The following is a 17022-nucleotide window of genomic DNA, read 5'->3' as shown; positions in this document are numbered from 1 at the left end:
GGGGTGGTTCCTCTGAGTTCGAGAAGGACGCGTTCGGCCGGACCTGGGGCGGGAGCGGTGTCCGCCGACGCGCGGTGCGGGCGCGTCGGCGGAGACGGCGGCTAGGCGAGCCCGAGTTCGTTGTCGATGAGGTCGAACATTTCGTCGTCCGTGGAGGTGTCGAGGTCGGCGGCGTCCTCTTCGGTGTCCTGGGTGGCGTCGAGCTTCCACTGCAGGGCCTTGAGGCGTTGGGCGAGCCGGACGCGGTCCTGGTCGTCGAGGGCGGCGCCGCCGACGGCGGCTTCCAGGACGGCCAGTTCGGCGAAGACGGCCCGGTCCGGTTGCTCGGCTTCGGTGCCGAGTTCGGTGCTCAGGTGCTGGACCAGGGCGGCGGGGTCCGGGTGGTCGAAGATCAGGGTGCTGGGGAGGGTCAGCCCGGTCTCGGCGTTGAGGCGGTTGCGCAGTTCGACGGCGGTCAGCGAGGACATCCCGAGGTCGAGGAAGCCGCGGTCCGCGTCGAGGGAGTCGGCGGAGGCGTGGCCGAGCACGGCGGCGAGGTGGCCGAGGACGGTGCGGTGCAGGAGTGTCTGCCGCTGGGGGCCGTCGAGCTCGGCGAGCCGGGCCCGGAAGTCGGCCGGTGCGGCTGCTCCGGTGACGGGGGCCGCAGCGGTGCGGCGGGCGGCCGGGCGGGCGAGGGCGCGCAGCAGCGGGGGCGCCTCGTCGGCGCGCAGGGCGCGGGTGTCGAGGCGGACGGGGACCAGTTGGGCGGTGTCCAGGAGGGTCGCGGTGTCGAGGAGGCCGAGGCCCTGGTCGGCGGTGAGCGGACGGATGCCGGAGCGTTCCAGACGGGCGAGGTCGGCGTCGTTCAGCGCGCCGGTCAGGGCGCTGCGGTCCTCCCAGAAGCCCCAGGCGAGGGAGTGCGCGGTGAGGCCGCGGGCCCTCCGGTGCTCGGCGAGCGCGTCGAGGAAGGCGTTGGCCGCCGCGTAGTTGGCCTGTCCGGGGCCGCCGGCGACACCGGCGTAGGAGGAGAACATCACGAAGGCGCTGAGCTTGAGGTCGCGGGTGAGTTCGTGGAGGTGCCAGGCGGCGTCGGCCTTGGGGCGCAGCACCGTGGTGAGGCGTTCGGGGGTGAGCGTGTCGAGGAGGCCGTCGTCGAGGACTCCGGCCGCGTGGACGACGGCGGTCAGCGGGTGTTCGGCGGGTACGGCGGCCAGGACCCGGGCGAGCTGGTCGCGGTCGGCGGTGTCGCAGGCGACGATGTCGGTTTCGGCGCCGAGGGCGGCGAGTTCGTCGCGCAGGGCGCCGGCGCCGGGGGCGTCGGGGCCGCGGCGGCCGGTGAGCAGCAGGCGGCGGACGCCGTGCCGGGTGACGAGGTGGCGGGCGACGAGGCTGCCGAGTACGCCGGTGCCGCCGGTGATGAGGACGGTTCCCGCGCCTGTGCCGTCGCCCCAGGGCGCGGCGGTGACGGGTGCGGGGGCGCCGTCGGGGTGGTCGGCGCGGACCAGGCGCGGCACGGTGACGCTCCCGGCGCGGACGGCGAACTGGTTCTCGCCGATGTGCTCGGCGCCGGTGAGGGCCTGCGCGAGGGCGGTGGTGGAGCTGTCCTGTCCGTCGGTGTCCGCGAGCAGGAAGCGGCCCGGGTGTTCGGTCTGCGCGGAGCGCAGCAGGCCCCAGGCGGTGGCGTCGGCGAGGGCGGGGACGGTGTCGTCCGGCCCGGTGGCGACAGCGCCCTCGGTGAGCAGCAGGAGCCGGGTGGCGGCGAAGCGGGGTGCGCGCAGCCAGTCCGTGGCGAGGGCGAGGGCCCGGCGCGCCGAGGTGTGTGCGGCGGTGACGGTGTCGTGATCGGTGACGAGGTCCCTGGCCGGGTGGTCGCCGGTGGCGGTGTGGTCGGCGGTGATCGGGTGGTCGGTGGTGATCGGGTGGTCGGCGGTGGCGTGTGCGGCGACGACGAGGGCGGGGTGGGGGGTTTCGCCGGAGTCGAGGGCGGCGGTGAGGTCGGCCAGGTCGCGGTGGACGCGGACGGTGACGCCCGCCCGCTCCAGGGCGGCGCTGAGGGGTCCGGGGGCGCCAAGGAGGACCCAACTGCCGTCGGCCCCGGCGGTGTTGGTGTCGTCGGCGACGGCGTCGGTGGTGTGGGGGGTCCAGACGACGCGGTGCAGTGCGTCGGGAGCGGTGGTCGCCGGGAGCCGGTCCGGGGTGGCGGGCCGGGTGGTGACGGTGCCGGTCAGGACGGGTGCGCCGGCCGGGTCGTGGGCCTGCACGGTCCAGGTCGCGTCGTCGCCGGGGGTGAGGCGGACCCGGAGCCGGGTAGCGCCGACGGCGTGTGCGGTGACGGTGCGCCAGGAGGCGGGCAGATGGGGGGCGGTGGCGTCGCGCGGGGTGGCGACGAGGGCCAGGAGCCCCTGGAGGAGCGCCGGGTGGAGGCGCAGCCGGGCCGCGTCGGCGTGTGCCGCCTCGGGGAGTTCGATGTCGGCGAGGCAGGTGTCGCCGGTGCGCCGCAGGGCGCGTACGGCGGTGAAGGGGTCGGCGAGGTCGAGGCCGGCGCGGTGCACGGTGTCGTGGGCGGCGGTCGTCTCGTCCGCGTCGTCGGCCGTGCCCTCGACGGCCGGGGCGTCGACGGGTGCCTCGGTGGTGGCGGCGCTCAGGGTGCCGGTGGCGTGGGTGGTCCAGGAGGTGTCGGGGTCCTGGGTGCGGGGGCGGGAGTGGAGGGTGAAGGCGCGGCTGTCCGCGTCGCCTGCGGTGTCGGAGACGGTGAGCTGGAGTTCGACGGCGCCGTCCTCGGGGACGGCGACCGGGAGGTGTTCGTCCAGGGCGGCGACGACCGGGAGGCCGGTCTCGTCACCGGCCCTGACCGCCCAGTCGAGCAGGGCGGTGCTGGGTACGACGGCGGTGCCGTGGACGCGGTGGGCGTCCAGCCAGGGCTGCGCGTCGAGGCTGAGGAGGCCGGTCAGGACGGCTCCGCCGGAGGCGAGCCGGACGGCGGTGTCGAGTCCCGCCGGGTCGGCCTGCGCGTCGGTCGCCTCCAGCCAGTACCGCTCGCGCTGGAAGGCGTAGGTGGGCAGGTCGACGGGGAGGCCGTCGGCGACGGCGGGGCTCCAGTCGACGGGGAGGCCCGCCACGTGGGCGGCGGCGAGGGCCGTCAGGACGCGTGCGGTGCCGCCGTCGTCGCGGCGCAGCGAACCGAGGACGAGGGCCTCGGTCCCGGTGGCGGCGGCGGTGTCCTCGATGCCGACGGTGAGCACCGGGTGCGGCGCGCACTCGACGAAGACGTCGTAACCCTGGTCGAGCAGGGCCCGCAGGGAGTCCTCCAGACGGACGGTGGAGCGCAGGTTGCGGTGCCAGTAGGGGGCGTCCAGCGCGGTGCCGGAGAGCCAGTCCGCGGTGACGGTGGAGAAGAACGGGATGTCGCCCTCGCGGGGTTCGACGCCGGAGAGGGCGGCGGGCAGGCTCTCGGCGAGCCGGTCGACGTGCGCGGAGTGGGAGGCGTAGTCGACGGGGATGCGGCGGGCACGGACGCCCTGCGCCTCGCAGGCGGCGAGGAGGGTGTCGAGGCCCTCGGGGTCGCCGGAGACCACCACGGACGCGGGTCCGTTGACGGCCGCGACGGAGACGCCGGGCAGGTCGGCGGCAAGGGCCGCGACCTCGTCGTGCGGGGCGGTGACGGCGGCCATGCCTCCGTGACCGGAGAGTTCACGGGCGATGGCGAGGCTGCGGACGGCGACGATCTCGGCGGCGTCGGCCAGGGAGAGCGCGCCGCTGACGGCCGCGGCGGCGATCTCGCCCTGCGAGTGGCCGAGGACGGCGGCGGGCTTGAGCCCGTGGGCCCGCCACAGCGCGGCGAGGGAGACCATCACGGCCCAGGTGGCGGGCTGGACGACGTCGACCCGGTCGAAGGTGGGGGCGCCGTCGGCCTGCCGCAGCACGTCGGTGAGGGACCAGTCGACGTGCGGGGCTAGGGCGGCCTCGCAGGCGGCGACGGACTCCGCGAAGACCGGTGAGGCGTCGAGGAGTTCGGCGCCCATGCCGGCCCACTGGGAGCCCTGGCCCGGGAAGACGAGTACGGGCCTGCGGTCGCGTCCGGCGCGAAAGTCGCCGCTGACGACGTGCGCCGAGGGGGCGCCGTCGGCGAGGGCGGCCAGCCCCGCGCGGAAGTCGCCGGGGGCGGTGCCGATGACGACGGCGCGCTTCTCCAGCAGGGCCCGGCGGGTCAGCAGGGAGTGCGCGATGTCCGCGGGGTCGGTGTGCGGGTGGGCGTCGAGGTGGGCCAGGAGCGCCTTGGCCTGGCCGCGCAGGGCGGCGTCGCCGCGCGCGGAGAGCAGCCACGGCAGCGGCCCGGTGGTGGTGTCGTCGTCGGGCGCCGCGGTCGGCTCGTGGGGGCTCGCGGGCGCCTCCTCCAGGATCACGTGGGCGTTGGTGCCGCTGATGCCGAAGGAGGAGACGGCGGCGCGGCGCGGCCGGGACTCGGCCGAGGCGGGCCACTCGGTGGCCTCGGTGAGCAGCCGGACGCCGTCGCCCTCCCAGTCGACGTGCGGGGTGGGCGCGTCGATGTGGAGGCTCTTGGGGAGGGTGCGGTGGCCGAGCGCCAGGACCATCTTCATGACGCCGGCGACGCCGGCGGCGGCCTGGGTGTGACCGAGGTTGGACTTGACGGAGCCGAGCAGCAGCGGCTGCCCGCCGTCCCGGTCGCGTCCGTAGGTGGCGAGGAGGGCCTGGGCCTCGATGGGGTCGCCGAGGGTGGTGCCGGTGCCGTGCGCCTCGACGGCGTCGACCTCGGCGGGGCTGATGCCCGCCTCTGCCAGGGCCGCGCGGATGACGCGCTGCTGGGCGGGGCCGTTGGGGGCGCTGAGGCCGTTGGAGGCGCCGTCCTGGTTGACGGCGGAGCCGCGGATCACGGCGAGTACCCGGTGGCCGTTGCGTTGGGCGTCGCTGAGGCGTTCGACGAGGACGACGCCGACGCCCTCGGCGAAGCCGGTGCCGTCGGCGGCGGCGGCGAAGGGCTTGCAGCGGCCGTCGGCGGCGAGGCCGCGCTGCCGGGAGAAGTCGACGATGATCTCGGGCGAGGACATCACGGTGACGCCGCCGGCCAGCGCCATCGTGCACTCGCCGCGCCGCAGGGCCTGGAGCGCCATGTGGAGCGCGACCAGGGACGAGGAGCAGGCGGTGTCGACGGTGACCGCCGGTCCCTCGAGGCCGAGGGTGTAGGCGACGCGGCCGGAGACGATGCTGTTGGCGTTGCCGTTGTTGACGTATCCGGCGATCTCGTCGGGGACGTGGCGCACGCGCTTGAGGTAGTCGCTGGAGGACAGGCCGGCGAAGACGCCGGTGCGGGTGCCGCGGGCCGAGCGGGGGTCGATGCCGGCACGTTCGAAGGTCTCCCAGGCGGTCTCCAGGAGGAGGCGCTGCTGGGGGTCCATGGCGAGGGCCTCGCGCGGCGAGATGCCGAAGAAGTCGGCGTCGAAGTCGGCGACGTCGTGCAGGAATCCGCCCTCGCGGGTGCGGGAGCTGCCTTCGTGGGCGGGTACGGCGTCGTAGAGGGTGTCGAGGTTCCAGCCCCGGTCGGCGGGGAACGGGGCGATGGCGTCGGTGCCGTCGGCGAGGAGCTGCCACAGGTCCTCGGGCGAGCGGACGCCGCCGGGCAGTCGGCAGGCCATGCCGACGATCGCGAAGGGCTCGTCGTCGCCGTGCGGGGCGTGCACCGCGACGGGCGCGGCGGGTGCTGCGGTGACGCCGTCGAAGAGTTCCTCGTCGAGGAAGGCGGCGAGTTCGGCGACGGTCGGGTGGTCGAAGACGAGGGTGGCGGGCAGCCGCAGGCCGGTGGCGCCGTTGAGGCGGTTGCGGAGTTCGACGGCGGTCAGGGAGTCGAACCCGAGGTCGCGGAAGGCGCGTTGGGCGTGCAGCAGGTCGGGGTCGGCGTGGCCGAGGACGGCCGCCGCGTAGGTGCCGACGAGGTCGCGCAGGGCGGCGTGCCGGTCGTCGGCGTCGAGCCCGGCCAGTCGTCCGCGGAGGGCGTCGGTGCCGGTGGCGGTGCCCGCGGCGGCGGTGCGGCGGGCCGGGTCCCGGTACAGGGCGCGCAGCAGGTGCGGTGTCTCCTCGCCGGCGGCGGGGAGTTGGCCGGTGGAGAGACGGATCGGCACCAGGTGCGGACGCTGTTCGGCGAGGGCGGCGTCGAAGAGGGCCATGCCGTCGGCGGCGGAGAGCGGCAGGACGCCGGAGCGGCGCACCCGGGCCAGGTCGGTGGCGTCGAGCTGGCCGGTGAGGGCGCTGGTGTCGGCCCACAGGCCCCAGGAGAGGGAGGTGGTGGGCAGTCCGGCGGCGCGGCGGCGGTGGGCGAGCGCGTCGAGGTAGGTGTTGGCGGCGGCGTAGTTGGCCTGCCCGGCGTTGCCGAAGACTCCGGCGCCCGCCGAGAACAGCACGAGGTCGGCGAGGTCGAGGTCGCGGGTGAGGCGGTCGAGGTTGCGGACGGCGTCGGCCTTGGGGGCGAGGACGGTGCGCAGCCGGTCGGGGGTGAGGGCTTCCAGGGCGCCGTCGTCGACGGTGCCCGCGGCGTGCACGACGGCGGTCAGGGGGTGTTCGGCCGGGACGGCGGCGAGCAGCGCGGCGAGGGCGTCGGGGTCGGCCGCGTCGCAGGCGGCGACGGTGACCTCGGCGCCGGACTCGCGCAGTTCGGCGGCGAGTTCGGCGGCGCCGGGGGTGTCGGGTCCGCGCCGTCCGGTGAGGAGGAGGTGGCGCATGCCGTGCCGGGTGACGAGGTGTCGGGCGAGGATGCCGCCGAGGACACCGGCGCCGCCGGTGACCAGGACGGTGCCCTCGGGGTCCCAGGTGCGCGGCAGGGTGAGGACGATCTTGCCGTAGTGCTTGGCCTGCGCCATGTGCCGGAACGCGGCGCGGGAGTGGCGGATGTCCCAGGTGACGGTGGGCAGCGGGGTGAGGGCTCCGGTCGCGAAGAGGTCCGTGAGGTCGCGGAACATCTCCTGGATGCGGTCCTCGCCCGCCTCGCGCAGCTCGTACGCCTGGTAGAGGGCGACGGCCGGGTGGTCGGCGGCGACCTGTCCGGGGTCTCGGACGTCGGTCTTGCCCATCTCGACGAGGCGGCCGCCGGGGGCGAGCAGGCGCAGGGAGGCGTCGATGAACTCGCCCGCGAGGGAGTTGAGGACGACGTCGACGCCGCGTCCGCCGCTGGTGGCGCGGAAGCTGTCCTCGAAGTCGAGGGTGCGGGAGGAGGCGAGGCGGTCGCCGGCCCAGCCGTCGGCGCGCAGCAGGTCGCGCTTGTGGTCGCCCGCGGTGCCGTAGACGTCGGCGCCCCAGTGCCGGGCCAGTTGGGCCGCGGCCATGCCGACTCCGCCCGCGGCCGCGTGCACGAGTACGGACTCGCCCGCCTGCAGCTGGGCGAGGTCGCGCAGGCCGTAGTAGGCGGTGAGGTAGGCGACGGGCACGGAGGCGGCCTGGGCCCAGGTCCAGCCCTCGGGGGCGGGCGCGACCATGCGGGCGTCGGCGACGGCATGGGTGGCGAAGCCGCCGGAGACCAGGCCCATCACGCGGTCGCCGGGGGCGAATCCGGTGACGTCCGGTCCGACGGCGGTGACGACACCGGCCGCCTCGGCGCCCAGGAGCACGGCGGGGCCGGGGTACATGCCGAGCGTGTTGAGGACGTCGCGGAAGTTGAGTCCGGCGGCGCGCACCTCGATGACGAGCTGTCCGGCCGCGGGCGTGGTGAGGTCCTCGGGGCAGGGCACGAGGTCGAGCTTGTCGACGGAGCCCTTCTCGGGAATGTCGAGCCGCCAGGTGTCGGCGCCGGCGGGCACCGCGAGGACGTCGTCGCCGCGGGGGCGGGTCAGGCGCGGGGCGTGCGCGGTGCCCTGGCGGAGGGCGAGTTGCGGCTCCCCGGAGGCGAGGGCGGCGGGCAGTGCGAGCCAGGAGTCGGTGTGCGGGTCGAGGTCGGCCAGGACCAGGCGGCCCGGGTACTGGGACTGGGCGGAACGCACCAGCCCCCAGACGGCGGCGCCGCGCAGATCGTGTGCGGGGTCGCCGCTCGCGGTGGCGACGGCGCCGCGGGTGACGACGACCAGCGGGGTGGCGTCGGTGCGGTCGTCGGCGAGCCACTCCTGGACGGTGGCGAGCACCTCGTCGAGGACGGTGTCGGGGACGTCGGAGGCGCTGTCCCCGTCGGCGGCGGTCCCGGCGAACAGGACGGCGACGGACGGGAGTTGTGCGACGGCCTCGGAAACGGTGGCACGGCGGGGCAGCGGGTCGCCGCTGCCGTCGGGTGCGGTGGGCACGGCGGCGGGGTCGCCGAGAACGGCCCAGCCGGTGGCGTCGGGTGCGGTGGCGGGCGGGGCGACGGCGGTCCAGTCGAGCCGGAACAGCCAGTCGCGGGCGGCGCGGGCCGACGCGTCGAGGGTCTCGGCGGCGACCTCGCGGACGGTGAGCCGCTCGATGGCGGCGACGGGCGCGCCGGTGGGGTCGGTGAGGTGGACGGAGACGGTGTCCCGGCCGTCCGGGGAGACCCGTACCCGCAGAGCGGTCGCGCCGGTGGCGTGCAGCGCGACCCCGGACCAGGCGAACGGCACCACGGTGCGGCCGTCGGTGGCGCCGGGGGCGAGGTGGGCGGCGTGCAGGGCCGCGTCCAGGAGCGCGGGGTGGATGCCGAAGCGTCCGGCGTCGCCGGCGACCGCCTCGGGCAGGACGACCTCGGAGAACAGGTCGTCGCCGCGGCTCCAGACGGCGCGGACGCCCTGGAAGACCGGGCCGAATGCGTAACCGCGGTCGGCGAGCGTCTGGTAGAAGCCGTCCGAGGCCAGAGCGGTGGCGCCGCGCGGCGGCCACACGGTGAAGTCCTCGGGCCGCTCGACGGCGGGGGCGCCGGGTTCGACGAGCGTGCCCTGGGCGCGCAGGGTCCAGACGTCCTCGGTGTCGCCGTCCGGTCCGGTGGCGCGGGTGTGCACGGTGACGGGTCGGCTCCCGTCCTGGTCGGGTTCGCCGACGCCGATCTGGACCTGGACCTCGCCGCGCTCCTGGAGCACCACGGGTGCCTGGAGGGTGAGTTCGTCGACGCGGCCGCAGCCCAGGACGTCGCCGGCGCGGATCACGGACTCGACGAGCGCGGTGCCGGGGACGATCACGGTGCCGGACACGGCGTGGTCGGCGAGCCAGGGGTGGGTGCGCAGCGACCAGCGCGCGGTGGCCACCAGGCCGTCGCCGCCCGCGAGTTCAACGGAGGCGCCGAGCAGGGGGTGGTCCGGCGAGTCGAGTCCGGCGGAGCTGACGTCGCCGCCGAGGTCGGCGAAACGCGGCCAGTAGTGCTGCCGTTGGAAGGGGTAGGTGGGGAGGTCGACGCGGCGGGTCCGGACACCGTCCCAGTGGACGCCCCAGTCGACGTCCGCACCGAGCGCCCACGCCTCGCTCAACGAGAGAGTGAAACGCTCCAAACCACCCTCATCACGCCGCAACGTACCCACCACACCCGCACGCACCCCCACATCCTCAATCGTCTCCTGAACACCCGTCGCCACCACCGGATGCGCACTGATCTCCGCAAACACCTGAAAACCATCAGCCAACAACGCACGCGTCGCCGCCTCGAACTCCACCGTCCCCCGCAAATTCCGATACCAATACGCACCATCCAACCCACCCATGTCCATCACAGAACCCGACACCGTCGAATAGAACGGCACCCCACCCGAACGCCCCACCACCGGAGAAAGCAACTCCGCCAACTCACCCTCAATACGCTCCACATGAGCAGAATGAGACGCATAATCCACCGCAACCCGACGAACCCGAACCCCCAACCCCTCACACCGCTCCACAAAAACATCCAACGCATCCCCATCACCCGACACCACCACCGACGACGGCCCATTCACCGCCGCCACACCAATACGACCCCCGAACTCCCCCAACAACGACCGCACTTCCTCCACACCCCGACCCACCGAAACCATCCCACCCAAACCCGAAAGAGCCCGCAACGCCCGCGACCTCAACGCAACAACCCGCGCACCATCCTCAACCGACAAACCACCCGCCACCACCGCAGCAGCAATCTCACCCTGCGAATGACCCACCACCGCAGCAGGCTCCACACCACCCACACGCCACACCTCAGCCAACGACACCATCACCGCCCACAAAGCAGGCTGCACCACATCAACCCGCTCCAACGACGCAGCACCCTCAGCCCCCTTCAACACATCCAACAACGACCAATCCGTAAACGCCTCCAACGCAACAGCACACTCAGCAATACGCGACGCAAACACCGACGACGAAGCAAGCAACTCCACCGCCATACCCACCCACTGAGAACCCTGACCCGGGAAAACGAACACCACACCACCGGAACCCTCACCCGCGGTCGCCTCGACGACCCGGGCGGACGCCTCGCCCGCGGCCAGCGCGTCGAGACCGGCCAGGAAGGTGTCGGTGTCCCGGCCGACGACGACGGCACGCCGGTCCATCGGCGCCCGGGTGACGGAGAGGGCGTGGGCCACGTCCAGCGGCGCGGCGCCGGAGGCGCGCACCCGAGTGGCCAGCCGCGCCGCCTGCTCGGCGAGCGCGTCGCCGGTCTTCGCGGAGATCACCCAGGGCAGCCAGCGGCCGTCGGCGTCCGCACCGGCGCCCGCACCCGCGGAAACGTCGGCGGACTCGGCGTCCGCACCGACCGGCTCGGCCTCCTCCTCGGCCCGGTCCTCGGCCGGCGCCTCCTCCAGAACGAGGTGGCCGTTGGTGCCGCTGATGCCGAAGGAGGAGATGCCGGCCCGGCGCGGCCGGCCCGTCTCCGGCCACGGGGTGGCCTCGGTGAGCAGCCGGACCGCGCCGCTCGACCAGTCGACGACGGGGGTCGGGTTGGTGATGTGCAGGCTCCTGGGCAGCACGCCGTGCTCCATCGCCAGGACCATCTTCATCATTCCGGCGACACCGGCGGCGGCCTGGGTGTGGCCGATGTTCGACTTCAGGGAGCCGAGCAGCAGCGGCTGCCCGGGAGCGCGGTCCCGGCCGTAGGTGGCGAGGATGGCCTGCGCCTCGATGGGGTCGCCGAGCGGGGTGCCGGTGCCGTGCGCCTCGACGACGTCGACCTCGCCCGCGGTGAGCCCGGCGTTGGCGAGGGCCTGCCGGATGACGCGCTGCTGGGAGGGGCCGTTGGGCGCGGTGAGGCCGTTGGACGCGCCGTCCTGGTTGAGAGCGGAACCGCGCACCACCGCGAGAACCGGATGACCGTTGCGACGCGCGTCCGACAGACGCTCCAGCAGGACCAGACCGACGCCCTCGGCGAAGCCCATGCCGTCGGCGCCCTCGGCGAACGCCTTGCAGCGACCGTCGGCGGCGAGACCGCGCTGCCGGGAGAACTCGACGTACGGCTCGGGCGTGGACATGACGGTGACACCGCCGGCCAGGGCCATCGTGCACTCACCGGTGCGCAGCGACTGAAGCGCCAGGTGCAGCGCGACCATGGACGAGGAGCAGCCGGTGTCCATGGTGACGGCGGGGCCCTCGAAGCCGTACGTGTAGGAGAGCCGGCCCGAGGCGATGCTGGAGGCGTTGCCGGTCATCAGGTGACCGGCCAGCTGCTCCTGGGCGGCGGCGCCGCCGAGCCTGACCTGGTAGTCGGTGGTGATGCTGCCGATGAAGACACCGGTGGCGCTGTTGCGCAGGGTCTGCGGGTCGATGCCGGCGCGCTCGAACGTCTCCCAGGACGTCTCCAGCAGAAGCCGCTGCTGCGGGTCCATTGCGAGCGCCTCGCGCGGCGAGATCCCGAAGAAGGCCGGGTCGAATCCGGCGACGTCCCGGATGAAGCCGCCCTCGCGGCTGTAGGTGGTGCCCTGCCGCTCGGGGTCCGGGTCGTACATCGCGTCGAGGTCCCAGCCGCGGTCCTCGGGCGGGGTGGAGACGACGTCGAGTTCGGCCGCCACGAGGTCCCAGAGTTCCTCGGGCGAGGTGACGCCGCCGGGGAAGCGGCAGGCCATGGCGACGACGGCCATCGGCTCGTCGGTGACGCCCGCGGAGACCACCACGGGCTGGGCGGCGGGGCGTTCGTCGCCCAGCAGCAGGCTGCGCAGGTGGGCGGCGACCTCGGTGGTGTTGGGGTAGTCGAAGAGGAGCGTGGTGGGGAGGGCGACGTCGGTCGCGGCGGTGATGCGGTTGCGGACCTCGACGGCGGTCAGCGAGTCGAACCCGAGGTCCTTGAAGGCGCGGTTGACGTCGATGGCGTCCGGTGAGGAGTGGCGCAGCGCGGTGGCGACCTCCGCCCGGATCAGGTCGGTGAGCAGGCGGTCCTGTTCCGCGGGGGCGAGGCCGCGCAGCCGCTCGCGCAGGGCGTGGGTGTCGGGAGCGGTGGCGGCGGCCGACTCCAGGGCGCGACGGACCTCGGGCAGGTCACCGAGGAGCGGGCTGGGCCTGGCCGCGGTCAGCACGGCCGCGTAGGACTGCCAGTCGACGTCGACGACGGTGGCGTGCGGTACGCCCTCGGCGACGGCGGCGCGCAGCGCGGCGACGGCGGTCTCGGGGGCCATCGGGGCGAGTCCGTCGTGGCTCATGCGATCGGCGAGCACGTCGGCGGTGGCCATGCCCGCGTCGGCCCAGGGACCCCACGCGACGGAGGTGACGGGCAGCCCGGCGGCGCGGCGCTGTTCGGCGACGGCGTCCAAGTAGGCGTTGGCGGCGGCGTAGTTGGCCTGTCCGGCGTTGCCGAGGACGCCGACGATCGACGAGAACAGCACGAACATCGTCAGATCGTGACCGCGGGTCAGCTCGTCGAGGTTCGCGGTGCCGAGGGTCTTGGGGCGCAGTACGGCGTCGAAGCGGTCCGGGGTGAGGCCGTCGAGGACACCGTCGTCGAGGACGCCGGCGGCGTGCACGACGCCGGTCAGCGGCAGGTCGGAGGGGAGCGAGTCGAGGAGCCGGGCAAGCTGGTCGCGGTCGGCGACGTCGCAGTCGGCGACGGTGACCCGGGCGCCGAGGCCCTCCAGATCGCGGACGAGGTCGACGACGCCGGGTGCGTCGGCGCCGCGGCGACTGGTGAGGACGAGGTGGCGGGTGCCGGAGGCGGCGAGCGAGCGGGCGACGTGCGCGCCGAGCGCGCCGGTGCCGCCGGTGACCAGGACGGTGTCGTGGGCGTCCCAGCCGCCGATGCCGTCGTCGTCGGCGCCGGGGGCGTCGGTGGCGGACGCGTCGGCCGCGGTGTCGGCCGCGGACGCGTCGGGGGCCTCGGTGGCGGGGGCCGGGTCGGGCAGGGGCATCCGGGCGAGGCGGCGCACATGGGCGCCCGAGGGCCGTACGGCGATCTGGTCCTCGGTGCCGCCGAGGAGCGCGGCGAGCCGGGACAGGGTGCGGGCGTCGGGCGCGGCGGGCAGGTCGACGAGACCGCCCCAGCTGTCGGGGAGTTCGAGGGCGACGGACCGGCCGAAGCCCCAGGTCTCGGCCTGGACCGGCGAGGTCAGCGGGTCGCGGCTGTCGACTGCGACGGCGCCCCGGGTGAGGGCCCAGAGGCGGGCTCCGCTGCCGGACAGGGCATGCACCAGGTCCTTGGCGGCGGCGAGGCCGCGCGGCAGGGCGGGGTGGTCGGGGTGGGGGCGCTCGTCGAGGGCGAGCAGGGAGAGCACACCGGTGGTGTCGGGGCCGTCGAGGAGCGCGGCGAGGGCCGCGGTGTCCTCGTCGCCGGTGAGGTCGTGGCGCTCGACGCGCAGGCCGCGGGCGGTGAGGGCGCCGAGGACGGTGGCCACCCACGGGTCGTCGGCGTGGCCGGCCGGGACGAGGGCGGGCCAGCGGCCGTCGGGGACCGCGCCGTCGGCACCGGTGAGGGGGGACCAGGTGACGCGGTAGCGCCAGGAGTCGAGGGTGGAGAAGAGGGTGCGTCGGCGGCGCCAGGTGGCGAGTGCGGGCAGGAGCGTACCGAAGGCCTCGACATCGTCGCCGGTGACCTCCAGTACGGAGGACAGACGGGTGATGTCACCGCTCTCGACGGCGGCCCAGAAGTCGCCGTCGGCCGCGTTCCCGGTGGCCGCGGTGGCGGCCGACTCGGCGGGGGTCAGCCAGTACCACTCGCGCTGGAAGGGGTAGGTGGGGAGGTCGACGCGGCGGGTCCGGGCACCGTCCCAGTGGACGCCCCAGTCGATGTCCGCACCGAGCGCCCACGCCTCGCTCAACGAGAGAGTGAAACGCTCCAAACCACCCTCATCACGCCGCAACGTACCCACCACACCCGCACGCACCCCCACATCCTCAATCGTCTCCTGAACACCCGTCGCCACCACCGGATGCGCACTGATCTCCGCAAACACCTGAAAACCATCAGCCAACAACGCACGCGTCGCCGCCTCGAACTCCACCGTCCCCCGCAAATTCCGATACCAATACGCACCATCCAACCCACCCATGTCCATCACAGAACCCGACACCGTCGAATAGAACGGCACCCCACCCGAACGCCCCACCACCGGAGAAAGCAACTCCGCCAACTCACCCTCAATACGCTCCACATGAGCAGAATGAGACGCATAATCCACCGCAACCCGACGAACCCGAACCCCCAACCCCTCACACCGCTCCACAAAAACATCCAACGCATCCCCATCACCCGACACCACCACCGACGACGGCCCATTCACCGCCGCCACACCAATACGACCCCCGAACTCCCCCAACAACGACCGCACTTCCTCCACACCCCGACCCACCGAAACCATCCCACCCAAACCCGAAAGAGCCCGCAACGCCCGCGACCTCAACGCAACAACCCGCGCACCATCCTCAACCGACAAACCACCCGCCACCACCGCAGCAGCAATCTCACCCTGCGAATGACCCACCACCGCAGCAGGCTCCACACCACCCACACGCCACACCTCAGCCAACGACACCATCACCGCCCACAAAGCAGGCTGCACCACATCAACCCGCTCCAACGACGCAGCACCCTCAGCCCCCTTCAACACATCCAACAACGACCAATCCGTAAACGCCTCCAACGCAACAGCACACTCAGCAATACGCGACGCAAACACCGACGACGAAGCAAGCAACTCCACCGCCATACCCACCCACTGAGAACCCTGACCCGGGAAAACGAACACCACACCACCGGCACCCTCACCCGCGGTGCCGGTCACGGTGGCGGGCGAGGACTCTCCGGCGGCCAACGCGTCGAGCCCGGTGAGCAGTTCGCCGGTGGTGCGGCCGACGACGGCCGCACGGTGGTCCATGGCGACACGGGTGACGGACAGGGCGTGGGCCACGTCGAGGGCGCCGGCGTCCGAGGAGCGGACGGCGTCGGCGAGCCGGGCGGCCTGCTCGCGGACCGCCGTACGGGTCTTCCCGGAGATCACCCAGGGCAGCCAGCGGCCGTCGGCGCCCGTGCCGGCGTCCAGCCTGGCCGGGTCGGCGTCCACCGCTACGGGCTCGGCCTCCTCCTCGACCCGCTCCTCGGCGGGTGCCTCCTCCAGGATGAGGTGCGCGTTGGTGCCGCTGACACCGAAGGAGGACACTGCGGCCCGGCGCGGACGGCCGGTCTCGGGCCAGGCGGTGTGGTCGGTGAGGAGCTCGACACCGCCGTCCGCCCAGTCGGCGTGCGGGGTCGGCGCGTCGATGTGGAGGCTCTTGGGGAGGGTGCCGTGCCGCATGGCCTGCACCATCTTGATGACGCCCGCGACACCCGAAGCGGCCTGTGTGTGGCCGGTGTTGGACTTCAGGGAGCCGAGCAGCAGCGGCTGGGCGTCGCCCCGGTCGCGTCCGTAGGTGGCGAGGAGCGCCTGGGCCTCGATGGGGTCGCCGAGAGTGGTGCCGGTGCCGTGCGCCTCGACGACGTCGACCTCGCCCGCGGAGAGGCCGGAGTCGATGAGGGCCTGGCGGATCAGGCGCTGCTGGGAGGGGCCGTTGGGCGCGGTGAGGCCGTTGGAGGCACCGTCCTGGTTGAGAGCGGAACCGCGCACCACCGCGAGAACCGGGTGACCGTTGCGGCGCGCGTCGGACAGACGCTCCAGCAGGACCAGCCCGACACCCTCGGACCAGCCGGTGCCGTCGGCGCCCTCGGCGAACGCCTTGCAGCGACCGTCGGCGGCGAGACCGCGCTGCCGGGAGAACTCGGTGAACATCTTCGGCGTCGACATCACGGTGGCGCCGCCCGCGAGGGCGAGAGAGCTCTCCCCCTGGCGCAGGGACCGGACCGCGAGGTGGAGCGCGACCAGCGAGGAGGAGCAGGCGGTGTCGACGGTGACGGCCGGGCCCTCGAAGCCGTACGTGTAGGAGAGCCGGCCCGAGGCCACGGCAACGGTGTTGCCGGTCAGGAGGTGTCCGGCGACCTCCTCCTGGCGGCCCCGGGAGGCGCCGTCGTAGTCGCCGTGCCCGGTGCCGACGAAGACGCCGGTGCTGCTGCCGGTGAGGGTGTCGGGGACGATCCCGGCACGCTCCAGCGCCTCCCAGGACGTCTCCAGCAGAAGCCGCTGCTGCGGGTCCATGGCGAGCGCCTCGCGCGGCGAGATCCCGAAGAAGGCCGGGTCGAACTCGCCCGCGGTGTGCAGGAATCCGCCCTCGCGCGTGTACGTGGTGCCGTGGTGCGCGGGGTTCGGGTGGAACAGTCGGTCCAGGTCCCAGCCGCGGTTGTCGGGGAACGCGGAGATGGCGTCGACACCCTCGCGGGCCAGGTCCCACAGATCGTCGGGGGTGCGGACACCGCCCGGGTAGCGGCAGGCCATGCCGACGACGGCGATGGGCTCGCGATCGCGGTCCTCGGCCTCGCTCAGCTGCTGCCTGGCCTCCTGAAGGTCGGCGACAGCCCGCTTCAGATACGCGCGGAGCTTGTCCTCGTTCGACATCAGGTAGCCCACCTCTCCATGAGATTCCGGAAACGCGAAGTTCGACGAACGGCGATCTCCGAACTCCACGACCCGACCGTTCCGAAGGCCAGTCTGGCGATCTCGGACTGCGTGTTTCCCTAGAGCATGGGGACGTTGCGGACGTACGGGGCCCGGCTGCGGGCGGTACGGGCGCGGAGGACTGGTGATTTCCCTCGACTGTTTTCGCTAACGGCGGGCGCCGCCGGGGCCGGTG

General features: G+C 73.8%; 1 protein-coding gene. It reads right to left on the bottom strand.

Annotated features, from left to right (window positions below; translation table 11 throughout):
* Positions 1 to 101 precede the first annotated feature (101 nt).
* Positions 102 to 16787, bottom strand: a complete 16686-nt coding sequence (locus MTQ01_RS24960; RefSeq protein ID WP_282613654.1) for a type I polyketide synthase — start codon at positions 16785 to 16787, stop codon at positions 102 to 104.
* Positions 16788 to 17022 lie beyond the last annotated feature (235 nt).

Origin of the sequence: Streptomyces sp. XM4193 (genome assembly GCF_023072595.1) — a bacterium.
Classification (GTDB): domain Bacteria; phylum Actinomycetota; class Actinomycetes; order Streptomycetales; family Streptomycetaceae; genus Streptomyces.
This window is presented reverse-complemented; position numbering and strand designations above follow the sequence as displayed.

Excerpts from the sequence above, each read along its gene's own strand:
- MTQ01_RS24960 (WP_282613654.1), bottom strand. The coding sequence starts at position 16,787 with ATGTCGAACGAGGACAAGCTCCGCGCGTATCTGAAGCGGGCTGTCGCC.